Annotated in this window: 24 protein-coding genes; 17 read left to right on the forward strand and 7 right to left on the reverse strand. The window is 37.2% G+C overall.

Going from position 1 to position 26,400, the window contains the following annotated elements:
• The first annotated feature begins 22 nt into the window (after positions 1-22).
• The 11 genes from AO58_RS0105250 to AO58_RS0105300 all read left to right on the forward strand — a co-directional run bounded on the left by AO58_RS0105250 (position 23) and on the right by AO58_RS0105300 (position 13,673).
• Entirely contained in the window at positions 23-1,759 is a 1,737-nt protein-coding gene (locus AO58_RS0105250) for an amidohydrolase (RefSeq protein ID WP_035717385.1), read from the forward strand.
• Positions 1,760-1,848: 89 nt separating this feature from the next.
• A complete protein-coding gene (locus AO58_RS16960; protein ID WP_024980699.1) occupies positions 1,849-2,337 on the forward strand; it encodes a hypothetical protein in 489 nt (162 codons plus the stop codon).
• 77 nt (positions 2,338-2,414) lie between these two features.
• Complete coding sequence (locus tag AO58_RS0105260) at positions 2,415-3,668, forward strand: BamA/TamA family outer membrane protein (protein ID WP_024980700.1); 1,254 nt, start codon at positions 2,415-2,417, stop codon at positions 3,666-3,668.
• A gap of 168 nt (positions 3,669-3,836) precedes the next feature.
• Positions 3,837-5,651, forward strand: coding sequence for an amidohydrolase (locus AO58_RS0105265; RefSeq protein ID WP_024980701.1), 1,815 nt, complete (start codon positions 3,837-3,839; stop codon positions 5,649-5,651).
• 47 nt (positions 5,652-5,698) lie between these two features.
• On the forward strand, positions 5,699-6,499 hold the full coding sequence (locus tag AO58_RS0105270; RefSeq protein WP_024980702.1) for an SDR family oxidoreductase: 801 nt from the start codon (positions 5,699-5,701) through the stop codon (positions 6,497-6,499).
• A gap of 4 nt (positions 6,500-6,503) precedes the next feature.
• Complete coding sequence (locus AO58_RS0105275; RefSeq protein ID WP_024980703.1) at positions 6,504-7,445, forward strand: DMT family transporter; 942 nt, start codon at positions 6,504-6,506, stop codon at positions 7,443-7,445.
• Between the two features lie 6 nt (positions 7,446-7,451).
• Entirely contained in the window at positions 7,452-9,398 is a 1,947-nt protein-coding gene (locus AO58_RS0105280) for a S9 family peptidase (protein WP_024980704.1), read from the forward strand.
• 467 nt (positions 9,399-9,865) lie between these two features.
• Positions 9,866-10,378, forward strand: a complete 513-nt coding sequence (locus AO58_RS0105285) for a hypothetical protein (RefSeq protein ID WP_024980705.1) — start codon at positions 9,866-9,868, stop codon at positions 10,376-10,378.
• A gap of 203 nt (positions 10,379-10,581) precedes the next feature.
• Positions 10,582-10,887 (forward strand): YbjQ family protein, encoded by a 306-nt coding sequence (locus AO58_RS0105290; protein WP_024980706.1) that lies wholly within the window; start codon positions 10,582-10,584, stop codon positions 10,885-10,887.
• A 193-nt stretch (positions 10,888-11,080) separates the two neighbouring features.
• The gene (locus tag AO58_RS0105295) at positions 11,081-11,818 is read left to right on the forward strand and encodes a hypothetical protein (protein WP_024980707.1); all 738 of its coding nucleotides are present in this window, start codon (positions 11,081-11,083) and stop codon (positions 11,816-11,818) included.
• A gap of 310 nt (positions 11,819-12,128) precedes the next feature.
• Entirely contained in the window at positions 12,129-13,673 is a 1,545-nt protein-coding gene (locus AO58_RS0105300) for a hypothetical protein (protein WP_024980708.1), read from the forward strand.
• 165 nt (positions 13,674-13,838) lie between these two features.
• Here the strand turns inward: AO58_RS0105300 and AO58_RS0105305 are convergent, their stop codons facing one another.
• The 3 genes from AO58_RS0105305 to AO58_RS0105315 form a co-directional block, all read right to left on the reverse strand.
• Positions 13,839-14,480 (reverse strand): hypothetical protein, encoded by a 642-nt coding sequence (locus AO58_RS0105305; protein WP_139225520.1) that lies wholly within the window; start codon positions 14,478-14,480, stop codon positions 13,839-13,841.
• A 309-nt stretch (positions 14,481-14,789) separates the two neighbouring features.
• The gene (locus AO58_RS0105310) at positions 14,790-15,101 is read right to left on the reverse strand and encodes a DUF202 domain-containing protein (RefSeq protein ID WP_024980710.1); all 312 of its coding nucleotides are present in this window, start codon (positions 15,099-15,101) and stop codon (positions 14,790-14,792) included.
• Positions 15,102-15,409: 308 nt separating this feature from the next.
• On the reverse strand, positions 15,410-17,473 hold the full coding sequence (locus tag AO58_RS0105315) for a M13 family metallopeptidase (protein ID WP_024980711.1): 2,064 nt from the start codon (positions 17,471-17,473) through the stop codon (positions 15,410-15,412).
• 474 nt (positions 17,474-17,947) lie between these two features.
• On the opposite strand from AO58_RS0105315, the gene AO58_RS0105320 reads away from it, so the two are divergent.
• From AO58_RS0105320 to AO58_RS17730, 4 genes are all read left to right on the forward strand, one after another.
• Entirely contained in the window at positions 17,948-18,613 is a 666-nt protein-coding gene (locus tag AO58_RS0105320) for an SCO family protein (protein ID WP_024980712.1), read from the forward strand.
• Between the two features lie 465 nt (positions 18,614-19,078).
• Positions 19,079-19,309 carry a FeoA family protein gene (locus tag AO58_RS0105325; RefSeq protein WP_024980713.1) on the forward strand — a complete coding sequence of 77 codons (231 nt, stop codon included), beginning with the start codon at positions 19,079-19,081 and terminating at the stop codon, positions 19,307-19,309.
• Positions 19,310-19,314: 5 nt separating this feature from the next.
• Positions 19,315-21,417, forward strand: a complete 2,103-nt coding sequence (gene feoB / locus AO58_RS0105330; RefSeq protein ID WP_024980714.1) for a ferrous iron transport protein B — start codon at positions 19,315-19,317, stop codon at positions 21,415-21,417.
• A gap of 7 nt (positions 21,418-21,424) precedes the next feature.
• A complete protein-coding gene (locus AO58_RS17730; protein ID WP_074917517.1) occupies positions 21,425-21,547 on the forward strand; it encodes a FeoB-associated Cys-rich membrane protein in 123 nt (40 codons plus the stop codon).
• On the opposite strand, the gene AO58_RS0105340 is transcribed toward AO58_RS17730, so the two are convergent.
• The 3 genes from AO58_RS0105340 to AO58_RS0105350 form a co-directional block, all read right to left on the reverse strand.
• Complete coding sequence (locus tag AO58_RS0105340; protein ID WP_024980715.1) at positions 21,544-22,197, reverse strand: metal-dependent transcriptional regulator; 654 nt, start codon at positions 22,195-22,197, stop codon at positions 21,544-21,546. The genes AO58_RS17730 and AO58_RS0105340 overlap by 4 nt on opposite strands.
• Before the next feature lie 63 nt (positions 22,198-22,260).
• Positions 22,261-24,141, reverse strand: coding sequence for an Nramp family divalent metal transporter (locus tag AO58_RS0105345; protein ID WP_024980716.1), 1,881 nt, complete (start codon positions 24,139-24,141; stop codon positions 22,261-22,263).
• Positions 24,142-24,224: 83 nt separating this feature from the next.
• Positions 24,225-24,614 carry a Fur family transcriptional regulator gene (locus AO58_RS0105350; RefSeq protein WP_024980717.1) on the reverse strand — a complete coding sequence of 130 codons (390 nt, stop codon included), beginning with the start codon at positions 24,612-24,614 and terminating at the stop codon, positions 24,225-24,227.
• 78 nt (positions 24,615-24,692) lie between these two features.
• On the opposite strand from AO58_RS0105350, the gene AO58_RS0105355 reads away from it, so the two are divergent.
• Both AO58_RS0105355 and AO58_RS0105360 read left to right on the forward strand, forming a co-directional pair.
• A complete protein-coding gene (locus AO58_RS0105355; RefSeq protein ID WP_024980718.1) occupies positions 24,693-25,043 on the forward strand; it encodes a MerC domain-containing protein in 351 nt (116 codons plus the stop codon).
• Positions 25,044-25,126: 83 nt separating this feature from the next.
• Entirely contained in the window at positions 25,127-25,600 is a 474-nt protein-coding gene (locus AO58_RS0105360) for a hypothetical protein (RefSeq protein ID WP_024980719.1), read from the forward strand.
• A 251-nt stretch (positions 25,601-25,851) separates the two neighbouring features.
• On the opposite strand, the gene AO58_RS0105365 is transcribed toward AO58_RS0105360, so the two are convergent.
• Positions 25,852-26,304 carry an Lrp/AsnC family transcriptional regulator gene (locus AO58_RS0105365; protein WP_024980720.1) on the reverse strand — a complete coding sequence of 151 codons (453 nt, stop codon included), beginning with the start codon at positions 26,302-26,304 and terminating at the stop codon, positions 25,852-25,854.
• Positions 26,305-26,400 lie beyond the last annotated feature (96 nt).

Raw genomic sequence — 26,400 nt, forward strand, 5'->3', positions numbered from 1 at the left:
AATAATCTCAAAAATTACACAAATGAAAAACTCAATTTTAGCATTCTTTGTGAGCATCCTAATGATGGTTTCTTGCAAAAAAAATGAGACAAGCACTACAGCAACAACTGAAAATGGTGCTACTGTATATTACAATGGTGATATCCTTACGATGGAAGGAGATAAGGCAACTTACGCCGAAGCGGTGGTAGTAAAGGATGGTAAAATACTATTTGTAGGTAAGGAAGATGAAGCGATGAAACAAGCAGGTGAAGGTCACAATATGGTTGACTTAGAAGGCAAAACCCTGATGCCTGGATTTGTAGAACCACACGTGCACCCGTCTATTGCGGCTTCTATTTTACCTAACGAAATTATTGCTCCTTATGATTGGGTATTGCCTACAGAAACCAAAAAGGGAGTTATTGGTCACGACGCCTATATCAAAGCCTTGACGGAATCGGTTCAAAAAAATGCCAAAGCCGATGAGGTATATTGGGTTTGGGGCTATCACCAATTATGGCACGGCGATTTAAGTAGAGACATGCTCAACAAAATTTCAAAAGATAAACCGATTGCCGTATTGCATCGTTCCTTTCACGAAGTATTTCTGAATGACAAAGCCATAGAAGTGATGAAAATCAAAGAAGCTGATTTCAAAGGAAATCCTCAAGTGGATTGGAAAAAAGGACACTTTTTTGAAGGAGGTTGGTTAGGATTGGTTCCAAAAATTGCAAAATGGTTCATCGTTCCTGAGCGCTATTCTAAAGGTTTGGAATTAATGACGCAATTGATTCAAAAAAACGGAATTACCACAGTAGCTGAACCTGGTTTTCCAAGTTCTGATTTTAATTTAGAATACAATTTGCTTAAAAAAGAAATGGACAAGAATCCTCCGTATTCTGTGTATTTGATTGGAAATGGAACACAACTTTATGGTATGAATGGCAATAGCAATGAAAAAGCGAAAGCCTATATGGAAGCATTGCCTGAAAAATACAATACGTCCAATATTATGTTTTTGCCCAAACAAACAAAATTGTTCTCAGATGGGGCTATCTATTCTCAATTGATGCGAATGGAAGGCGGTTATACCGATGGACATCAAGGAGAATGGATGACACCTTTGGATTTATTGAAAGCACAAATCAAGTTTTACTGGGATGCCGGTTATAAAATTCATGTCCATGCCAATGGAGACCAGGGCATTCAACAGGTCTTGGATTATGTAGCTGAAAATGTAAAAACCAACCCTAGAAAAGACCACCGTTTGACCTTACACCACATGGGGTATTTTTCAGACAAGCAAGCAGCGCAAGTAAGCGAATTGGGCATCGAGGCTTCTGTTAACCCATACTATTTATGGGCTTTGGCGGATAAGTATGCTGAAAAAGGATTGGGCAAAGAAAGAGGCGAAAATTTAGTTCGTATCAAATCATTAACTAGCCGAGGCGTACCTGTTTCTTTCCACTCCGATTTTGCTATGGCACCTATCGAACCTTTAACCTTGGCTTGGACCGCGGTAAACAGAGTCACTTCCCAAAAAAGTAAGTTTTCACAAGACCAACGCATTGATGCTTATACGGCTTTAAAAGGAATTACGATTACGTCAGCAAGAACCTTGAATTTAGAGAATGAAATCGGTTCTATTAAAGTAGGAAAAATGGCTGATTTCACCATTCTTGCCGAAAATCCTTTAAAAATTGATGCCAACAAAATAAAAGACATTAAAGTTTTAGGGACTGTTTATCGAGGTAAACAATTTGATAACGCTAATTAAGAGCCAACAATAAACTGGGTAAATACTAATTTGCTCAGTTTATTTTTTTTCAATTTCAAATAGATAAGCCAAACTAAATTGGTAATGCCATGAATGTAAAGCGGATTGCAATTGCAATAGGGGTTTCTATTTTTTTCATTGGGTGTCAGAGTAAAAAAATCGATGATACTAAGACGCCACTAGTAGAAATAAAAACGACCATGATACAGGATACGATTCCCTACACTATAGCTCAAAATTATTTTGTAAAAAACACCGTTGAAGCTATCGAAAATCCCAAAATTGAAACCGAAGCAGCCTTCAATTCCTATTTTGGCGCAGCTACTACAATGGGCAACAACGGCAAACCCACAGCGGTCGATTTTACCAAAGAATTCGCCATTGCGATAGTACTTCCGAAAACGGATAATGCCACAACCATTCAGCCCGTCGCTCTTAAAAAAGACGCAAATCATTCGCTAGTTTTTGAATATAAAGTAGTGGTAGGCGATAAGCAATCCTATACGAGCCGTCCTTTTTTACTCGTGTTAGTCGATAAAAAATGGGAGGGTCAGGTACAGTTAAAAAAAGTAAAGTAAAAATAGAAATCTAACATAGGACTTCAAATAGAAGACTGAATACCAACCAAAAAAGTAATTAACTTAAATTTAAAATAATGAAAACCAACTTTAGTTTTATAATGGTTCTTTTATTGTTTTTTTCTGCGGGGCAGGCCCAAGAATTAACCAAAAAAGAAAAAAGAAAAGCCAAAAAAGAAGCACCACCCAAAAAAGGGTCCGTTTATTTCACTCCGCTGCCAGTACTTAGTTCCAATCCTTCGTTTGGATTTATGTATGGTGTGGCTACTTCCACTAGTTGGTATATGGGAGACCCACCAACAACCAATATTTCCTCTTTATTTGCGGGGCTAACGTTAACTTCCAAAGGTCAAACCTTGATAACGGCAAAAGCTACTGCATTCTCTGAAGACAATAATTTTAAATTGGATTTGGATTGGCGGTATTTGAATAGTTCACAGGGTTCTTTTGGTTTAGGTTCTGGTCCTTCTTCCAATAAAGTAGCATCCAATGGGTTTGAGTACGACAACCAAGGTGCTTTTTCAGCGCCAATAGATGATGTGCAAATGTTGGAGTTCAAATGGTTTAGAGCCTATCAAACTTTAACTAAAAAAATAGCAAATGGAACCTATGTTGGTATAGGGTATCATCTGGATATTTTAAGTAAGTTTAAAGACAATCTTTTAGATTTATCTGCTACACCTCCAGTAATCACAAGCTTTTATGCCTACAATGAAAAATATGGTTTCTCGAATGATAAAAATACACTTTCTGGAATTTCATTGAATGGTATTTATGATACACGTGACAATATCAATTCGACGTACAAAGGAAGATATGCACAATTAACCTTTAGAGTGAATCCTACTTTTTTAGGCAGTGATAAAAATTCCACTTCGTTATGGTTGGAATACAGAGATTATTTTGACCTAACGAAAGACCATAGAAATATGCTTGCTATTTGGACCTATGGAAGTTTTCAAACTTCTGGTAGTCTACCTTTTATGAATTTACCAGGTATTGGTTACGATCAATACAGCAGCTCTGGCCGAGGCTATACTCAAGGTCGAATAAGAGGACAAGGATTGTTTTATTCAGAAATTGAGTTTAGAAAAAAACTATTTGGTACCGAAAAAAATCCTGACCAATGGGGGATCGCCATTTTCGGAAACATCACTACAGCAACCAACAAAGATGCCGGTATAAAATTGTTTGATAACATTGACCCAGCGGGTGGCGCAGGCCTTCGCTTCATGGTAAATCCAAAATCAAGAACTACGCTTTGCTTGGATTATGCCGTTGGAAAATATACTTCGTCTGGCATTTATTTGGGGTTGAATGAATTCTTTTAAAGAAGATCTAGGCGGCATAATAAACATTTAATTTTAAATAGAAGATAAGGAACCATTTAATGGCACTTGGAAGTGTCCAGAATTAGTAGAAGGTAAATCCTAGTTTTAATAAGAACAATAAATATTTAGTTTATGAAAAAGTAAATTGTAAGTTTTTTTGCTATAGCGATGCTTTTGCTAGGTTGCAAAAATGAAGGAAAAAGTGATGCTGTGCCAGCGGATTCAAGTGCTGCAGTAGTGTATTACAATGGTGATATCATCACTATGGAAGGAAAGCAACCTACTTACGCAGAAGCAGTAGTAGTAAAGGATGGCAAAATACTATTTGTAGGGACGGAAGCCGAAGCCATGAAACAAGCCGGCGAAGGTCATACGATGGGGGACTTGAAAGGAAAAACGATGTTACCGGCTTTCTTAGATGCGCACAGTCATTTTATCAATGTGGGTTTTACTGCGGCAGTTGCCAATATTTTGCCACCACCTGATGGTCCAGGTGCAGATTTTAATTCTATTGTTAATACTTTGAACGACTATAAAAACACCGCAGATGGTACAACAATGATTAAAAAATTTGGTTGGATTTTAGGTAACGGTTACGATGATTCTCAGTTGAAAGAAGGAGATCATCCAAAAGCTACTGATTTGGATAAAGTCAGTACGACCCAACCGGTTTTGATTATTCATCAGTCAGGACATTTAGGGGTGCTGAACTCCTTTGCGATGAAAATGCTGGGCATCAACAAGAGCACCAAAGATCCTGCTGGTGGAAAATATCGTAGAGCTGCTGATGGTACACCCAATGGCGTACTAGAAGAAGGGGCTTTTTTCTCTGTATTATTTCCAATTTTAGGGAAAGGAGATGCAGAAGCCAATACTATGTTTATTGATAAAGCCTTGTTGGAGTATGCTAAAAATGGTTATTTGACTGCGCAAGAAGGTAGAGCTACGCTTGAGCAAGTGGCGCAGTTGGAGGCTGGTGCAAAAAGCAAGCAATTTTATTTGGATATAGTTTCTTATCCTGATGTGGCTTTGGGTGTTGAAGAAATTATGAAAAGCCCGTATTACAGCACCGCTCATCAATATCAAAACAAGTACCGAATTGGTGGTGTAAAATTAACGCTAGACGGTTCGCCACAAGGTAAAACGGCTTGGCTTTCGCATCCTTACCATGTTCCGCCTGCAGGTGAAAAAGCAAGCTATAGAGGACAAGGCGTAATGACCAATCAACAGGCCAATGATTATGTAGCACTTGCTTTTAAAAACAAATGGCAACTGTTGTGTCATACCAATGGTGATGCAGCGATTGATCAATATTTAAAAGCGATTGATTTGGCTGAAAAAAAATACAATTATGACGATCACAGAACGGTACTAATCCACGGTCAAACTTTGCGTAAAGATCAAATTCCAGCATTGGTTCGCCAAAAAGTAATCCCATCCTTATTCCCAATGCACACCTTTTATTGGGGAGATTGGCACGCCGAATCGGTGTTAGGACACCCAAGAGCCGATTATATTTCGCCAATGAGAGATGCTATTGATGCAGGACTTATCACTACTTCGCATCACGACGCACCGGTAACCTTCCCGAATTCAATGCGAGTGTTAGATGCAACGGTAAACCGTGTAACTAGAACTGGGAAAATTTTAGGACCAGATCAAAGAGTTACACCGTATGAAGGGCTAAAAACCTTGACCGAATGGGCTGCTATTCAATATTTTGAAGAAAAAACAAAAGGAACCTTAACGGCAGGGAAATTGGCGGATTTTGTGATATTGGATAAAAATCCATTAAAAATAAAATCATTGGATATAAATAAAATTCAAATATTGGAATCCATTAAAGAGGGAAAAACAGTTTTTAAAAAGGATAAATGGGCAAAATATATTTTTACAATTACAAACGCTACTCTTGCAAAACTATATACGGCTAGGAGTAGCGTTTTTTTATGTTTTTATCTGAGGTGTCCTTTGCATCAATAGAAGGTTTATTACTTATTTTTGTTGCTCCTGAAATTAAAATGGCTATAATGACACAAATTAGTATTCTTGGTTGCGGTTGGCTCGGTTTGCCTTTGGCGAAAGCCTTATTAAATAATGGTTTTTCGGTGAAAGGTTCGACAACCTCTGCTTCAAAACTAGGCGATTTAGAAACGCTAGGCGTATTTCCGTTTTTGATGGCATTGCAACCTAACGCCATTGAAGGCGATAGCACCTCGTTTCTAGAAGGCAGCGAAATTTTGATTATAGATATTCCACCCAAATTGAGAAGCAACAATAGCGAGGATTTTGTGGGTAAAATGCAAACCTTGATTCCGTTTATCGAACAGTCCGATGTTCAAAAAGTACTGTTTGTAAGCTCAACTTCGGTCTACGGTGAAGATAATGATTTGGTTACCGAAACGACACCTTTGAACCCCGATAGTGAAGGTGGACGTCAATTGGTCATCGTAGAAGACTTGTTGCAAAAGAATACACATTTTCAAACCACAATCCTTCGTTTTGGGGGACTCGTAGGACCCGACCGCAATCCGGTTCGGTTTTTGGCAGGCAAAGAAAATTTACCCAATGCCAAAGCGCCTATTAATTTCATTCACCAAACGGATTGTATCGGAATCATTCAAAAAATTATAGCATTTGATTGTTGGAACGAAACCTTCAATGCCGTGTCGCCGTATCATCCCACTCGCGAAAACTATTATCAACAAAAAGCTCGCGAATGGCAGTTGGCAGCACCTACCTTTGACCCAACTTCTTTGGGAACCGGAAAAAGGATTAGTAGTGATAAACTACAATCGATTTTAAACTATACTTTTGTAGAAACTCCGTAATCTTTTGAGAACAAAAATTAAAAATGCAGTAACAGCTCCACTTACTACCTTGGGATTGCCTATGTTGGCCTTAGCTTGGGTGAGTATCGCTTGGGGCACGACTTGGTTGGCCTCCAAAGAAGGCGTAAAACATATGCCAGCACTTCAGTTGGCCGCCATTCGTCAGTTTTTGGGTGGTGCTTTGTATGTGGGCTTCTTTTTAGTTAAAAAAACACCTTGGCCCAAAGGCAAACAATGGAAATCCATTTTGATTTTGAGTATGCTTAATTTTGCGCTGAGCAACGGACTAAGTACGTGGGGTGTGAAATTCATTCCGAGTGGTTTGGGTGCGATTATTGGCGCAATGGTGCCCATTTGGATTGCGATGATTAGCTTTTTCAATGGAGAACGCATCACCCGATTGGCTGTTTTTGGAATTGTCATTGCCTTTGCGGGCGTATGCGTTATTTTCTATGAACATTTGGCCGATTTCATCCGACCCGATTTTCAATTTGGGATTGTACTTTCTGTGGCAGCCACCATTACTTGGGCTTTTGGTACCTTGTACACCAAGAAAAAAGCCGCTAGTTTTAATCCCTATTTTAGTTTAGGATTACAAATGTTGATTTCTAGCGTATGTCTTTTTGCTTTCACTGGAGCTACTGGCACGAATATTCCGCTGACGCAAATTCCTGCTGCTTCTTGGTGGGCCATTGCGTATTTGGTAGGTATTGGTTCGGTGTTGACTTTTATTGCTTTCATTTATGCCTTACAACATTTACCCACCGAATTGAGCAGCGTCTATGCTTATATCAATCCTATTGTGGCGGTGCTTTTAGGGGCTTTTTTGTTTGACGAAATTCTCACCGCGGCCATCATTATTGGCGGTACGGTTACTTTAACTGGTTTGTATATTATTAATTTTGCTATGCAACGCCATCGAAAACGAATACTAATCCAAAACTAAAATAATATGAAGTTCAATGCATTTATTTTAATTCCGACGTTTCTAGGCTTGACTTTAGTGCAAGCACAGCAAAAAAACACAGGTATTTTGCCTAACGAAAATTTGATTACCGAGAACATTGCTGCCATTCCCAAAGAGTTGGCCGTTCAGGTAAAAAAATACTCCGAGGCTCGTGGCGCCTCTTTGGCAGAAATTCATCCCGTAAAAAACGATATTATCATTACGACTCGTTTTGGTTCTACAGCACAATTGCATCGCGTGGTGCAACCTTTGGGGGCGAGAACCCAAATCACTTTTTTCGACGAACCTGTTAGTGGCGTGAGCTACGAACCTACCAAAGGCGAGTATCTGATTTATTCCAAAGATGTGGGCGGTAATGAGTTTGGGCAATTGTACCAATTAGACCTCAAAACCCTGCAATCGACTTTATTGACCGATGGCGGCCGTTCACAAAACGGAGGCATTACTTGGAGAGCCGATGGAAAAGGGTTTTATTTCTCCTCAACCAAGCGCAACGGCGGAGACCGTGATATTTATTATATGGACCCCAAAAATCCTTCAGCAGCCAAAATGGTGCTGCAAGTAAAAGGTGGCGGTTGGGGTATTTTGGATATTTCTAAAGACAATTCACAACTGTTGATTGGCGAATACATTTCGGCCAATGAATCTCATATTTGGTCTTTGGATGTCGCTTCTGGCAAATTATCCGAAGTAACCGACAGAGCCAGCAAAGGCGTGATTCAAGGTGGTGCCAAATTTGGAAATTCGACCAACGAAATTTGGTTTTTAACCGATAAAGACAACGAATTTGAGCGTTTGGCTGTTTTGGATGTGAAGACCAAAAAAGTGAACTATTTGACCTCCAAAATCAATTGGAATGTAGAAAGTTTTTCTTTTTCGGAAGACAAAAAACAACTGGTGTTTATCACCAATGAAGCGGGTCGCAACAAAATGTATTTGATGACTACCAAAGACCAATCCTATAGCGAAGTCAAAAATATTCCAACCGGATTGATTGGCGGAGCGGAGTTTACTAAGGACAATCAAAGCTTGTTCTTTACGCAATCGACAGCTCAAACGGCTTCGGATGTATACCGTCTTTCACTAAAAAATGGCAAAATCGAGCAATGGACCGCAAGCGAATTGGGCGAAATGCAAGCGTCTGATATGGCGTTGCCAAAGTTTATCGAATGGAAAAGTTTTGATGGCTTGGGTATTTCAGGATTTTATTATCCAGCGGCTTCAAAATTCACCGGAAAAAGACCTGTGCTGATTCAGATTCACGGTGGGCCAGAAGCACAATCGCAAGCATCTTTCTTGGGCGCAAGCAATTTTTACACCAACGAAATGGGCGTGGCGATGATTTTCCCGAACGTGCGAGGTTCTGCGGGTTTTGGTAAAACCTATTTGGCCAAAGACAACGGAATGTTACGCGAGGATTCTGTAAAAGACATCGGGGCGCTTTTGGATTGGATTGCCCAACAACCCGAACTCGACAAAGACCGCATTATGATTATGGGCGGAAGTTATGGCGGTTATATGACCTTGGCCACGGCCTTTCACTATGCCGACAAAATCCGATGCTCGGTAGATATTGTGGGGATTTCCAACTTCAATACCTTCCTCAAAAACACCGAGGAATACCGTCGCGACCTCCGAAGAGTAGAATATGGCGATGAACGCATCCCAGAAATGGCCGCTTTTTTTGATAAAATGGCGCCTTTAAACAATACCGATAAAATCAAAAAACCGTTATTCATCATTCAGGGCACCAACGACCCTCGCGTTCCCGTGACCGAAGCCCTTCAAATGCGCGACAAACTCAAAGCACAAGACAACACGGTTTGGTACCTCGAGGCCAAAGACGAAGGTCACGGCTTCAAGAAAAAAGCCAACGTCGATTACCAAAGACTAGCCGTCATCCGATTTATGCAAGAGTATCTTTTAAAATAATCCCACAAAACCCATTCCCTGCGAGTGGGTTTTTTGTTAGGAGAAGGTAACGTTAAAAGATAGTCTCTTCATGAGGAGCACCCGATACCTGCCCACCACACGAGTCGTCCCGCTGTACGCTATATCTTGCTCGGCGAACCCCGCCAAGCAAGGATGCCGCTCCCATCTGGGCTAGGCTAGAGCGTTTGGTTTTCATCAGCTGAGGAGTACTAATGGTAAACTTCTTTTTTAAATGATTTCCCAGTTGTTTTCCTATAAGGTCAAAAAAATACCTAGCAGGATAGTTTTCAAGAATTTAATTTAGGTGAATTGGTACAAAATTGTACAGTTTTTCTTCTTTTATTTATTTACATATTCACTTATAATTCCTACTTTTAGAAAGTGTTTTTAATCCAATACCAAATGTTAATTTAAGAGGATATAACTTAAAAAAAACAATTAATTACTGTATTGTAATTCAATAATTTATGAAAAGAACAATGCTTTTAGCCTTCTTGATGATTTCGATTGCTGGAATGTCACAACAACTTAACTATGGTAGTGGTGGTACCGTATTTACTTCTGAAAACAAAAAATTAACTTCTGATGAGGTTAGACAATTACTAGCCAAAAACAATGAAGCTTTATCAGAATACAACGCTGGGCGCAATAAAAAAACATGGGGAAATGTTTTGTTTTATGGTGGTTTAGGATTGGTAACAGTTAATCTTGCAACTGCAATGACTACTGATAACACTACTTCGACTTATAATCCTGGGGATTATTCGCCAAACATTAAATCTGAACGTTCTAATTTAACTGCGGCTATCATTGGCGGTGCGATGATTGTAGCTTCAATCCCTATTAAAATTGGTTATCCAAAAAGAATCAAAAAAGCATTGGGCTTACACAACAATGGTACGGCGAGTACTTATGAAACGCAACCGACCACAACATTAGTAGCAAGCGCTAACCAAATTGGGGTAAAAATCACTTTTTAATTGAGTGTATTTTTTTGAATTGTTTTCCTGCAAGGTTTTCAAAACCTTGTAGGTCTTCTTGGGAATGCCTAATGCCAGATTAATTGTTTGTAATCAATGCTTATTTCAATTCCAACAATTAAAACCAATTTATTACATCTCATCTTGTAACGAAATAGTAATTCTGTACTCAAACAGAGTAACTAAATTTTAAATATAAAAAGATGCTTTTAACAACCACAAATTCTGTAGAAGATTATAAAATTATGGAGTACAAGGGTATTGTCTCAGGAACTGCCGTAAATGTCCAAAAAATGACTATGACTTTTAATATGCAAAAATATTACGATGGAGTAAGTCAGAGTATTGCAGAGGTAAAAGAGCAGGCGTTGGAACAACTTAGGCAAAATGCTGAAAAAATGAACGCGAATGCTGTAGTAGGAATACTTGTGGATATTGAAGTAAAAAGCAGTGAGTACTTAATTGCTGTTACCGTAACTGGAACTGCGGTTAGTATTGTTAAGCGGTAAATGATTTTATTCCCTTTGGTGTTAGCTTAAGTTTTGCCTAGTGGGTAATCATTACCATTTTTCTATTATTTGTCTATTTCATTACAGGTAGTGAAATTTAAAATTCTTATGTTTACTTTTTGGTTTAAAATACTACGTTGTACAATCAAATCAATTCTTGAGGTAGTAAGCCAATCAATTTTAAGAAGACAAGATGGAAAACAAATCTGTAACAGCAGCATTAGCGTCGCTTTGTGAAAATTCAACACCAATAATTCAAATGGATAAGGCTGATTTATTTCCTCATCCTCAATCTCGCTTAGACACCATCGAAATGAAGCAACATCCAATCATGGATGATAGTATTCCGTTTAGAGATGTCTCAAATGTTGCCAGCAAAAAGGAAAGTATTTCCCTAATTATAGATAAACTAGATGTAGTCAACAATGCACGATATCAAAGAACAGTAGAAGATACCTATTGTAATGTGTACGCCTATGACTTTTGCAATTTCAGTAAAGTATACCTCCCAACGGTTTGGTGGACAGATGAAGCTTTAGAAAAAATAAAACAAGGACAGAAAGTAGAAGCTGTTTTTGAAAAAACGGTAGAACGTATTTACTCCAGCGCCATTCACGATTGGTTTTCGCAATGGGGATCACATTTTGGATGGGAAAAAATGGATTCCGTAGATGCACTTCAAAATAAAGTCAATGCTAACGGTGGTGTTGGGATCATTTGTGCCAAAAGAAAACAAAAAGGACTATCAGGACATATCGTTCCGGTGGTGCCCGAAACAACTTCCCACAAAGCATACCGTGAAAATGGCAAAGTGCTATATCCTTTGCAATCGCAAGCAGGAAAGTTAAATTACAACTATTTTTCTTTAATCAGAAAAGACTGGTGGAATAATGCGTTATATTCCTCGTATGTGCTTTACTATCACGAGTAAACATGAAAATTGCTTGTTTTTGTATAAAAACTTAAAAAATTTATGATTACCAAGGGGGTGACCCCTATGAAATGACAAAACAATAGGCTAGTTTTGCAGCTTGGGAAAAGTAACGTTTTCAAAACGCGTCATTGGGTAATTTGTTCTTTTAAATTGTTGTTATAAAGGAAGTTATTGTAATTTATTTTTTACAATGTCCTCTTCGGTAACTTCTTTTTTTCATTTAAAATGCAACTCCAAAACACTTTTTTAGAGACAAAAAACTAAACCTCAAAAAGTTAAAGTAATCATAAAAATAGAAGTAGCATTAATGAACAACAACCAGGCCGGAAAATTTTATTGGGGAATAGGATTAGAAAACGAAACATACCTGCAATTTGAAGAATCCTTAATCGTATCTGGTGCATTTATTCAGGAAAAAATTGGTTTTGAAAAATACAGTATTGATTACAGAAAATGCTATAAACCTGAAAGTTTAGCCCCAATTTTAAAAAAAGCGTTTGGTTCGAATAAAAACTATGTGGTCAGCCGAATGATCAATAGTCATTCGCTAGAAAAACTCGATATAAATTACCAACACAAAACGCTAGCCGCAGACAAACCAAATCTTGTTGCCACAGAAGTTGGTGCATTGCAGCCTCAGCCGATCGAAAATCCAGAATATCTTGGTCAATCCATCATGGAACTTTTTCTTGAAGATCAACCTTACAACATTCAAAGTATGATCACCCAACGAAACAAAACAATGGGATCCGTACATTTTGATGGAGATTCTATCGAATTTGTAACCAAATATTTTGAAAATAGAACCATTACGGATTCGTGTAAAGAACTGAAAGCGACCAAAAAATTGTTCCTCGATAAAATCAATGAATCCAGCGTACTCAAAGGCAAATTAAATTTTCCGGAGTACAACAACGGACTCAATATGTTCATGACCAATCAAGAAAATCTAGTTTTGTTTAATAACGGAACCTACCATTTCCACATTACCTTGCCGTCATTAACAGAACATAGCCGAATTGTCAACTATGAAAAATTTGAGGCAACACACGCCAATGCCATTTATTTGCTGCAATGGTTTGAGCCCTTTTTTATAGCCACTCTTGGAAGCCCCGACATTATGGGAGTCATAAGTGACACCTACAATTTGGACCAAAAATTTACCTTGGGCTCTATGCGCAACGCCATGTCTCGCTATATAGGCGTTGGAACGTACAATAAAGCCATGCCGAAAGGTAAAATTCTAACCTACAAAGTAGACGATTTTAGAAAATTACTACGCTTTGAAAAAGAGGACAACATTTGGTGGCGCGACCAGATTGAAGCCACTATGGAGTATGAATTACTTTCGGAAGTAGGGCTCGATTTTAATCAGGAGAAAATGTACCAAAGTGGTTTTGAATTCAGAAGCTTTGATGAGTTTCCCGAAGCCTATTTAAACGATGTGCTTTTTGCTATTATACTAATTTGTGAGCACTCTTTACATCTACCAGATGTTCAGTGGGGACACGATAGCGTGGTTTGGAATAATTTGGTGTTTAAAACCCTAAAAAATGGTTATTTAACTCAAATCAACGAAGCCGAAAAGAACGAAGTGCTAGATTTGTTACAAATTTTAAATCCAACAGCTAGTAATTATACCACACTAAAATCCGAGTTTGATGCGATCATCAAGCTAGAGGATTTTTTCTTTAAAATCTTGGCCGTTTTACACGATACCTACAAAGACAACAATGTTTGTTTGGATGCTATGTGTGGACAGAAAACAAATTTCCCTCCAAAATGGGACAATTTTAATCAATACCAAGCCGAACAACATTTGCAAAAAATAACGGCTTTCTGTGAGAATTAATGGCAGAAAATGAGCAATAAAGAGATTTAACGTCCCGCAGCAACACGAGGTTTGGAAAAAAGTGTGCCTTAAACTTTCGGTAAAACAATAACCACAGAGGTACAAAACAAACTTTAAAGTTTACCTAAAACCCAAATCTCGTGTAACTGTTGGGCGATTGTATTCTTATTTTTTAAGATATATATCGCCATTTGTAAATCCATTTTTATTTATAAATTCTTTGAACTGCTTTTTTGTTGGTTTTACTGTGAATGGTTTTATAGTATCTTTTTTTGTTTCAGTTATCGACTGCAATAAATCTAATTCATTTTCAGTTTCTATTCCGTTAATTGTCAATACTCCTTTACTTAAATTTAATTTTTCGACAGACCAAAATCCACTTTTTTCATTATGAATGTTTAAGAAAAAATAACCTTTAAATTTTTTCAAAATATTTTTCTTGTTTAAGTCGAAAATTGTGTCTTGATGAATATAGTTTGAGAATAAAGTATCGTTAATTCTTTTTATTCGATATTTTTCTTTAGTTACTAAATTGAATAAACTGTCATTTTTGATTATTTCATTTTTGTTGATTTTACTAATTTTCAAAGTGTCTTCTACAATCATTTTCTTAAATATCGAATATTTAGAAATTACTAATTCAGTTCTGTTTTCCGTATTGTAATATGTTCCAATAATTTTTTTTGGAAAGGCATTTAGTTCATTTATGTCTTTTGGTTGTGGCTCTGCAAAACTTACAATTGGTTCTTTGCAAGAATGTAAAAGCATAAGAAATATTAAGTTTAACAGTAGGAATTTATTTTTCATTTTAGATTTTTTCGGAGAATATGCCACCCAACTTGCGGAGATGATGTAAGGAATTTTAAGAAGCATGATTTTTGTGCACACCACAATAGTCGTTCTGCTGTACGCTATATCTTGCTTGGCGAACCCCGCCAAGCAAGGATGCCGCTCCCATCAGGGCTAAACGAGAACGTGTTGTTGTCATGACTGATAAAACAGCAACATCTTTTTCAGAATGCTGTAACTTCGCTAATCTCGTTGCATATGCTACACTAGATTTTTATTAGTTATCATCAGTCCCAGGAGATGAAGAAAAGCGTTAAACAGTTTTAATTACTTTTTTGAATAGTAATTCAATTGGTAGTCGCCAACATGTTTTTCACTATCAATTATGGATTTTTGGTGTTTTAAAAAATTATAAATACCAAAAATTAAAATGATAATTGAAACAGTAAAGAGAAGTAATTCAATATATAAACTGTGTTCGATCTTGAGTAAATTTCGTAAACTCAAACCTGCAATAAGAAAATACATTGATGTTCTTAGGAAAGATAAAAAAGTAGATTGATTTGCCAATATTGTTCTTTGTAAAGCCAATTTTTCTCTTAAAATCAAATCTTTATTGATTGCTTTTTCTACGTTCATTTTTTATTGTATAAATGGTTAGTGCCACAAAGTTAAAACAAATTTAGTACATAATGTGTTGTTGTTGTGGTATTTGAAGTGTGATTGTTTACAAGTAAATTATTTCTATAACTTAATTTTCCACTTTGATTTTTCCTTTATTGATACTTAAGGCAATTGCGAGCTCTGCAAGTTCCTTCCCTTAGATCTCCTGATTTTACACTTTTTTATTAAACGCAAAAGAGTAAGGTTTTGCAAAGCACGGGCAAAAAACAAAAAACCCATTCACAACAGCGAATGGGTTTTTAGTATTTATGGTAAAATAAGTCTTACCAGATTTTTACTCTTTTATCTGGAGCGATATACATACCGTCATTCGGTTGAATGTTGAAAGCATCATAGAAAGCATCTACGTTTTGTAAAGGCACATAGGCTCTGTACATACCTGGAGAATGTGGGTCGGTTTTTACTTGTGATTTCAAGGCTTCGTCTCTCATTTTAGAACGCCAAATGGTAGACCAAGAAATGAAGAAACGTTGTTCTGGTGTGTACCCATCAATCAATCCTGGGTTTCCGTTTTCTTTTAAGTACAATTGCAAACCATCGTAAGCAGCATTTACTCCTCCTAAATCTCCAATGTTTTCACCTAAAGTAAATTTACCATCTACAAAAGTTCCTGGAAGCGGTTGCAAAGCGCTGTATTGAGCTGCTAAAGCACCGGTTAAAGCACCAAATTTTTTCAAATCTTCTGGTGTCCACCAGTCCACTAAATTACCGTCGGCATTGTAACGCGCTCCTGAATCATCAAATCCGTGAGAGATTTCGTGACCAATAACGCCTCCAATTCCACCATAATTTACGGCTTCGTCAGCTTGGTAATTGTAAAAAGGTGGTTGTAAAATAGCCGCAGGGAATACAATTTCGTTGTTCGATGGATTGTAGTAGGCATTCACCGTTTGTGGTGCCATACCCCAACGGTCTTTGTCTACAGGTTTTGTCAATTCAGCAAAGTTTTCTTTATTACGCCAAATAGCAATGTTTCTTACGTTCTCAAAAAATGTTCCTCCTTCAGATGGACTTTTGATGGTCAAAGCGGAATAGTCTTTCCATTTGTCTGGATAACCAATTTTAACTCTTAGTTTATTTAATTTGGCAATCGCACTTACTTTAGTTTCAGCCGACATCCAAGGTAAGTTGTTGATGCGGTTTTCGTAAGCACGGAAAATGTTTTTAATCATTTTGGCTGCCTTTTCTTTAGCTTCGGCAGGGAATTTTTTCTCTACGTATAATTTTCCTAAAGCTTCACCCACAGATCCTGTTACGGTTTGTAAAGCTCTTTCTTCAAAAGGTCTTTGTTTTACAGCACCCGTTAAGGTTTTACCATAAAATTCAAAGTTAGCTTTTTCAATTTCTGTCGATAATTGGCTTGAAGCTCTGTTCAATAAAGACCAACGCATATACGCTTTCCAGTCGTCTACTTTATTTTCTTTAAAAAGCGTTTCTAATGCCGTCATATATTTTGGTTGCGACACGATAATCGTTTGATTCGTAGGCAAACCAATTTTAGTGAAATACGTAGTCCAATCGATAGATGGCGTTAGTTTTTGTATTTCCGCAACAGTCATTGGGTTGTATGATTTACGACGGTCTCTTCTTTCTACACGGTCAAAACGAGGTTTAGACATTTCGATTTCTAAAGCCAAAATTTTCTCCGCATTAGCTTTCGCTACTTCAGGTTTGTCGCCTAAGTATTGCAGCATTTTAGCCACGTGAAGTACATATTTCTCTCTTTTTTCTTTTGAATCTTTGTCTTCGCCTACGTAGTAATCACGATCGGGTAATCCTACAGATCCTGGGCCTAAATAAATCACGTTTACGTTACTGTTTTTAGCGTCAGCACTAACGCCAGCGCCAAAAAAACCGATGCCTCCTGTAGGTTCCATTTCGATTAATAAAGCTTGTAGGTCTTTTGCATTGTTAACCGCGTTGATTTTTTTCAAATAAGGCTTTAGGGGAGCAATACCTAATTTGTTTCGGCTTACGGTATCCAACATTGTTTTGTACAAATTGATGGCTTTACCTTGGTCGGTATTCGATTTGTACGCTGGGTTGTTGGCAGCTTCTTTTAAAATCGCCAAAGCATCTGCATCGGTGCGTTGTCGCAATTCATCAAAGCTTCCCCAACGGGTTTTGTCGCTTGGGATTTCGGTAGTGTTCAACCAGGTTCCGTTTACATATCGGAAAAAATCATCGCTAGGTTTGATGGTTTTATCCATATATTGGATGTTGATTCCTGGCTCTTTGGCGGCAGGAGTATTTTGTGCTTGGCACCAGCCAAAACTTAGTACGGCAGGCAAAGCCAAAAATAAGCTTGTGGATTGTTTTGGATTCATATTACAATTTGAATTAGTTACGATACATTCGTGTCAAAAAGCAAAAAATAGTTACATCGAAATTGCTTTTTTTGCGACAAAAAATACATTATTAAGAGAATTCATCACAATGAAATTCCTTTTTCTTGCTTATATAAAATTAGCATGACAATAATGACTTCTTTTGAATTTTGACTCTTGAAATTTTTATGCTAAAGGCAAGAATACCCTATTGGACTTCATAGTGTAGTAAAGGTTTAACGTCTTGTGATTTTTTTTTGCGTGAGGGGTGGAGTGGAGCTCTTTTTTTATCCCGTTTTTTTGCGGGATAAAAAAAAGCGGGAACGGAGACCCGACCCGAAGCCTCGTTTTTTCTACGAGGCGAAGGGGCACGCCCAAATTATTTTAAAAAGAGTAGTGCAAGGCAGACCGTTGTTTTGTAATTTTGCGAAAAATTCAAATGTTGACTTACTATTTTATTTTAAAAACCTACAAATGAAAGCTTTCTTCTATAAGTATCGTAAATTTTTTGGTGTTTTATTGGTGTTTTCGGCGATTACTATTGGTTTGTTTTACAATGCGCTTAAGCCTCAAAAGACTTTGTCAATTTACAATCCTGCCGACGTGAATCCTGAATTGGTGGACAGTACGGTGCAATATGTGAGTAAGGCGCATACGATTGCAGATTTTTCGTTTGTGAATCAAAACGGGAAAACGATTACTCAAAAAGATTACGAAGGTAAAGTGTATGTGGCCGATTTTTTCTTTACGACTTGTGGTTCTATTTGCCCCAAAATGACCAAGAATTTGGCCGAAGTGCAAGCGGCTATCAAAAATAATCCCAAAGTAATGCTGTTGTCACACACCGTTTTTCCTGAGACCGACAGTGTGCCAGTTTTAAAAGAATACGCACTAAAACACGGCGTGATAGATAGCAAATGGAACTTGGTTACAGGCGATAAAAAGGAAATTTATACGATGGCTCGAAAATCGTATTTGGCCGTTAAGTTGGGAAAACCTGAAGAATTGTACGATATGGTGCATACCGAAAATTTTGTTTTGGTGGACCAAAAAAGACGCGTTCGTGGTTTTTATGATGGAACCAAAAAAGAAGATATGACGCGATTGATAGAAGATATTAATTTTTTATGCGCTAATTAGTTTGGCGAAAATGGAACGCGAATTCCACTAATTTTCACGAATTCAGCTGTGTTTATGAGCGTGATTTTCAGTTCTGAAATGGAACGGATTTTTTTAAGTTTGGTGAAAAGGAACACTAATTTCCACTAATTTTCACCAATTCAGCAGTGGTTATGAGTGTGATTTTCAGTTCTGAAATAGAACACGGATGACGCTGATTTAAACAGATGAACACGAATTTTTATTTAATTTGGTAAAAGAAAAGGGAACACGAATTTTCACCAATTCAGTTGTGTTTTTTTTCTATGCCTTTTCAAGTCACAAATACTTAAAACTGTATTATTTGTGAAATTTCATTTCTATTTTGATTGTTTTATTGATAGACTTCGTGAATTCGTGGCTACTTCTTTTACAATTGTGATAATTATCATTTGAATTTCTATTATAATATGTATTTTTGCAATCTTAATTCAATCTAAATAAGGTTTGCCAACAACAATACATTCACTCAAAAAAGGGGAAAGAGCCATTATCAAAGACTTTGATATTGATGCGATTCCATTAAAATTGCTCGAAATGGGCTGTTTGCCTGGTAATGAAGTAGAGTTGCTGCAAATCGCTCCCTTCGGTGATCCGCTGTACCTAAACATTAACGGATCGCACGTTGCCATTCGAATAGCAACGGCTCAGGAAATAGAAGTGGAACGAATCCAATAAAGCTAATGACCAGCAATCACAACATCAATGTCGCTTTGATAGGGAACCCGAATGTGGGGAAAACCTCTGTTTTTAATCAATTGACGGGTTTGAATCAACAAGTAGGGAATTATCCTGGAATTACGGTAGAAAAAAAGGTAGGTTTTTGTAAGTTGCCTTATAATTTCAAAGCCAATATTCTGGATTTACCAGGCACTTATAGTTTGAATGCCAGCTCGATTGATGAAAATGTGGTGATTGAATTACTGCTCAACAAAAACGATAAACTCTATCCCGATGTAGCCATAGTGGTGACAGAAGTAGAGAATTTAAAGCGTAATTTGTTGCTTTTTACCCAAATCAAAGACCTTGAAATACCGACTATTTTGGTCATAAATATGGCCGATCGAATGGAATACAAAGGCATCAGTTTGGATATTCCTTTTTTAGAAGAAAAGCTAAAAACCAAAATTGCTTTGGTGAGTTCCCGAAAAGGATTTGGAATTGAGGAATTGAAAAATTTAATCGTTTCGTATAAATCCATTTCTAATGAACCTTGCTTGAATGCTTCTGTTATTGATTCGGAATATTTTGAAAATCTTCGCAAGGCGTTTCCAAATCAATTGCTGTATAAGTTATGGTTGGTGATTACTCAAGATGTGAACTTTTTGAATTTAGAACGAAAAGAAATTCAGAGCACGTTCACCAAATCGCATTCGGATTTGAAACGATTGCAGCAAAAAGAAACCATTAAGCGCTACCAATTCATCAATGATGTGTTGAAAGTGGGAATGACCATCGATCAATCTATTGCTAAGGATTTTAGAGCTCAATTGGATCGTGTGTTGACGCATAAATTCTGGGGCTATGTGATTTTCTTCTGTATTCTTTTTGGCATTTTTCAATCCATTTTTGTGTGGTCAGAAGTGCCAATGGATTTTATCGACAGCTCCTTTGCTAGTTTGAGCGCTTGGTCTGCCGAAGTCTTACCTGCAGGAATGTTGACCAATTTGATTTCGCAAGGAATTATTCCAGGAATTGGCGGTATTTTAATTTTTATTCCTCAGATTGCCTTTTTGTTTTTGTTCATTTCTATACTTGAGGAAAGCGGATACATGAGTCGTGTGGTGTTTTTGATGGATAAAATTATGAGTAAATTTGGGTTGTCGGGCAAGAGTGTCGTGCCTTTGATTTCGGGAACGGCTTGTGCTATTCCTGCGATTATGGCGACTCGTAATATCGAAAATTGGAAAGAACGTTTAATAACCATTTTAGTGACTCCGTTTACGACTTGTTCGGCGCGTTTGCCAGTATACGCTATCATTATTGGATTGGTGATTCCAGATCAAAGGGTGTTAGGTATATTAAATTTGCAAGGATTAACCCTAATGTTATTGTATTTGTTGGGCTTTGGAATGGCAATTTTTTCGGCTTATGTTTTAAATAAAATATTGAAGATTAAAGGGAAGTCCTATTTCATTGTGGAAATGCCCAACTACAAATTGCCTTTGTTTAAAAACGTAGCCATTAATGTAGTCGAAAAAACCAAAGCTTTTGTCTTTGGCGCTGGAAAAATCATTTTAGCGATTTCTATTATTTTATGGTTTTTGGCTTCCTATGGCCCAGGTGAAAACTTCAGTAATGCAGAGCAAATTGTAGTAAAGAAACACATCAATCAACCCCTTTCTGAAACAGATTTGGAGAACGAAGTGGCTTCGCAAAAATTGGAGAATTCTTATATTGGATTGATGGGTAAATCTATTGAGCCTGTTTTGAAACCTTTGGGTTATGACTGGAAAGTGGGAATTGCGATTATCAGTTCGTTTGCCGCACGTGAGGTTTTCGTTGGTACCTTAGCGACCATTTATAGTGTAGGTGATTCAGAAAATGAAGATACCATCAAGAAGAAAATGCAATCCGAAATCAATCCTTTGACGGGTGAAAAAGTCTTCAATTTCGCCTCTGGGATTTCCTTACTTCTTTTTTATGCTTTTGCTATGCAATGCGTCAGCACGCTCGCCGTTACTCGCAAAGAAACCAACAGTTGGAGATGGCCTTTGGGGCAACTCATTTTTATGAGTGCTTTTGCTTATACGGTGGCTTTAGTAGCGTATCAATTACTTAAATAAAAGAGATATGGTACAAGAAATCATAGCTTTTTCCTTATTGGCTATTGCCATTGGTTTCCTTGTTCGAAAGTTTTTCTGGAAAAAGAAGTCCAAAAAAAACTGTGGAGATGGGAATTGTGGGTGTGGTTAAATCCGCTTTACGTACAAGTTTCCAGCGATTTTTGACGATACGGTAAGTGGCGTGTCGTTGATAATTAAATGTAAGGAAGCATCAAAATTTTCTCTTCCCAATACTTTGATAACCGCTCCTAGAGCAATTTTTTGTTTGTTCAAGTATTGCAGAAAATCGGCGGAGGAATCTTTTACTCCCACACAAATAGCAGTTTCGCTTTCGGCCAATTCTGAGAGTAATAGTTTTTCTGTTTTAGTGATTTTTCCTTGTGCGTCTGGAATGGGATCGCCGTGAGGGTCTTCGGTTGGGTTACCCAAAAAATCATCGAGTTTATTGATAAGTTGTTCGGATTTGATGTGTTCTAATTGCTCGGCGATGTCGTGTACTTCGTCCCAAGTAAAAGCCAATTTTTCAACTAAAAATACTTCCCAGAGACGGTGTTTGCGTACAATCATTTTAGCAGAATGCCTTCCTTTTTCAGTTAAAGAAACCCCTTGGTATTTGATGTAATTGATTAGTGCTTTATCCGCTAATTTCTTCAACATATCAGTTACCGAAGAAGCTTTGGTTTCCATCATTTCGGCAATGGCGTTCGTAGGTACTTCGGCTTCAAGCTGCACCGTCAAATGATAAATGGCTTTTAGGTAATTTTCTTCGGAGTGGGTCATCATATAATATTTAATCAACCCTATCAGAGTTCAAAACTCTGATAGGGTTTTTAAGTGTTAGTATTATTTTTTAGGATTGTTAATCAAGACTAGCGGAATCGAAATCTTGTGGCGTAAATGATCAATTGTGGTTCCCAATAGTAAATCTTTAAATCCAGTATGGCCGTGCGTACCCATAATCAGCAGGTCGAAGTGACCTTTGTTGACCAATTTCGGAATGACTTTGTTGGGTTTTCCAAAACCGAGTAAGGTTTTCATCTGAAAGCCTTTTTCTTGAAACATGGTTTTATATTCTAGTAATAACTTTTCATCGATCGTGGTTTCGTGATCGTCGGTTTGTTTGCCGTACATCATGGCCCCAACGGTTTCTACCACATGAATCAAAGTATATTCGGCTTCTTTTCCTCCTAAATTAAAAGCATAATTCAGGGCCGTTTCGTCAGCAAAAGAAAAGTCGACGGCAATCGCAATTTTTTCTGGATGCTGCGCTTGAGTGGCGTTGAATTGTAATTGTAAATTATGAGGAGAATGATTTTGAATATGAACTTTGCGTTGCGATAAAAAGGGTCGCACCACGATGTAGAGCAGTAAAACCAAAAATCCGATAGCAAGAGGAACTACTGTGAACCACAACACCATTGGGTTTTGAGATTCTGACAACCAACCTTGAATCTCGTCAAAAACCAATTTAGCGTTGAGCGAAACAATAATCAAAGCTATCGTCCAAGCGGCTATTTTAGTCAGCGTGTTGATATGAAAACCATTCATTTTGTTTTTATCGCTTACAAAATGAATCAATGGAATAATGGCAAATCCCAATTGTAAACTCAAAATCACTTGACTGAAAATAAGTAGTTTTCCTGTGACACTTTCGCCATAAATCAAGATTACAATAACTGCTGGAACTATGGCTATTATTCTGGTAATAATGCGGCGAACCCAAGGCTGAATGCGTAAATTCAAATAGCCTTCCATCACGATTTGACCCGCTAAAGTTCCCGTGATTGTTGAACTCTGTCCCGCAGCAATCAAAGCCACGGCAAATAGGATAGAAGCCCATTTAGTGCCTAAAATTGGTGCCAAAAATTTATGAGCATCTTGAATTTCGGCTACTTCAAATAGCCCGTTTTTGTAGAAGGTGGCGGCGGCCAAAATCAAAATAGCGGCATTTACAAAAAAAGCCAAATTCAGTGCAATCGTTGAATCAATGAGGTTGTATTTTAAGGCTTGTCGAATGCCTTTCGGACTGCGATCAAATTTTCGGGTTTGCACCAAAGACGAATGCAAGTACAAATTGTGAGGCATTACCGTGGCTCCAATAATTCCAATGGCAATGTAAAGTGCCGCTTCAGTAGGAAGAGAGGGAATCAATCCCAAAACTACTTTATCGAGTTCGGGTTGCGCAAAAAACATTTCAAAGACGAATGAAAATCCTATGATGGCTACCAAAACTATGATAAAAGCTTCCATTTTTCGGATGCCTTTGTTGATTAAGAACAGGAGTAAAAAGGTATCCAAAACTGTAATCAAAACGCCTTCAATCAACGGAATGTCAAAGAGTAAATTAATTCCAATCGCCATTCCGAGTACTTCGGCCAAATCACAAGCAGCAATGGCAATTTCGGCCAAAAAATATAAAATGTAATTCACAAAAGGCGAATAGGTTTCGCGTGAGGCTTGTGCCAAATCACGTTGGGTGACAATCCCTAAACGAGCACTTAAACTTTGCAATAGCAAGGCCATAAGATTACTCATCAGTAATACCCACAATAGTGAATAGCCAAATTGACTTCCGCCAGCAATATCAGTTGCCCAGTTGCCTGGATCCATATAGCCTACACTTACGAGATAAGCTGGGCCTAGAAAAGCAAGGATTTTTCTAAATTTTGATTTTTTATTTTGCGTAGTCACCGATTGGTTGACTTCTTCTAAGGAATGACTCAATTGTATAGTGTTTTAAAACCCAAATATATACAAAAAAAGTTCACTTTAAATATTTTTTTAGACTTGTCTAAATAATAAGAAGCTTATTGGCATTTTGGACAAATTCCGGTTACGGTGAAATTAGTTTCTTTCACCACATAGGTTGTAGGAATTTCAAATTGGGGAATGACAGCATCTAAGCAAGTTACCGATTGGCATTTTTCACAATGAAAGTGCACGTGGTTATGCTGATGCGGATGGTTGTCGTGAGTGTGGGTATGATGGCAACTAGCATATTTCACAGTGCCTTCAGGAGTTGCGATTTTGTGAATACTGTCCTCGTTAACTAAGCGATCTAAAACGCGATAAATAGTGACGCGATCACAAAGACCGTTCAACAGATGTTGTATTTCAATATGTGATAGCGCTACTTTTGATTCGGATAAAAGGGAAGCAATGGCTGTTTTGGCCGCTGTGTTACGGGTAGTTTTCATAAAAAAATTAAATAACGCAACATTGTTGCAATAAATAAAAAAGAGGCTATCTTTGCCATTCACAAAAATACAAAAAAAATGAAGAAGCAAACTTTGATTGTTCAAGACGTTTTGGGAATTTCGAGTGCTAGTATCTGTTTGGTACATTGCATTGTATTTCCATTGCTATCGGTATTGCCTTTAGGAATTACGCATAACCCATGGATTGATGTTTTCTTTTTTGGGATAGCGGCTGTTTTGATCTTTTCTATTTTGAAAGGTACAGGGCCATTTTATATCAAAATGACATTGCTGTTTTCCTTGTTCTTGGTATTTAATGGGATGCTTTTAGATTTTGCCTTACATCAAGAAACCTATTTGGTTCCCATCGGAGGACTTGGGATTATTGTTGGTCATGTTTTACATTTTTTATATCATCAAAAAAAATAACTTTTACGTTATTTAAAGCAATTGAAAGCCTACTTTTGCATTTTCAATGGATTATTTAAGCTGTTTAAAATGCTATTATTGTTATGAGTACTACCTATTTTTTTTCTCCAGAAGAACTTTCTTTACTTCAAGAAACTAATAAACAAAAAACAGTAACGGCTGTCTTTTATCATTTGTGGGTTAATTTGGTACAGCCCGACAATCAATTTATATTTATTGATACCGTTGAATTGCATTTTGAGAACCATCAAAAATTGTTTTTCAAAATCAATGAGGAAGATACTGGATTTTCCATTGTGACTGATTATGATTTTGAAAAGGAACAACAACAATTAGCGGAACAATTTAACGGTACCTTATCTTTAAAAAGAGTGGATGTTTCTGGCGCGCCTTTATGGGTCGAAAATATCAAAACCCCTTTGCTGGCTATAAAAGCTGAGCGAGAAGATACACCCATGACTGGAGATTATGTCAGTATTACTTTCGAAGCGGGAGCTTTGGAGATTGATTATGATCAAGAATCCGGATTAACGGTGGCGGTTTTCGAGGATATTTAGTCCTTTTTCTAGCACAGATATTTAGTCCCTTTTCCAAATAGCTTTTACCGAAGATTTTGCTTGGGTGTTATACTATAATTTTAAAACCGTTACTTCCAACAAGATAATCAATTAGCAATTACCCTTTTTGAAACCGATAGGAATTTTGTGGAAGTTAGGGACTAAAAAAATAAAGGCTCTTCGCTATAATTAGTAAAAAAACATTTTTCGATAGCTACCTGATTAGTTTTACCAATAAGCTTTCCTTTAGCTTATCCGTAGATATTTTTTATCTCCGACATAACAAAGGTACTTTGGGTACTTCCAATGCTTTCAACTGATCCCAATTTATTAAACACAAAATCCTGATAATGCTTCATGTCTTTGGCATAAACTTTCATTAAAAAATCGTAATCACCTGATATATTGTAGCATTCTACAACTTCTTCTATTTTCATAATATCACTAACAAACTGATTCCCAATAGTACGATCGTGTTGTTTAAGTTTGATGTTACAAAAAACGATGAATCCCCTGTTTAGTTTTTCTGCATCCAGCAGGGCTATATATTTCTTAATATAACCGTTGTTTTCTAACCTTTTAATACGCTCAAAAACTGGCGATGCCGAAAGATTTACCATTTTTGCCAGTTCTTTTACCGTGTATTTAGAATTATCGTGAAGTATATTTAGTAACTTAAGATCAATATCGTCTATTTGCTCCATAGAATATTTTACCTAAAAAGGTTGAATTAATTTATAAAAAAGAATAATAATCTTCAAATGTAATAAAAAACAATACAGAAACCGTTTTTTGATTAA

The organism is Flavobacterium succinicans LMG 10402 (genome assembly GCF_000611675.1).
In the GTDB taxonomy this organism is placed as follows: domain Bacteria; phylum Bacteroidota; class Bacteroidia; order Flavobacteriales; family Flavobacteriaceae; genus Flavobacterium; species Flavobacterium succinicans.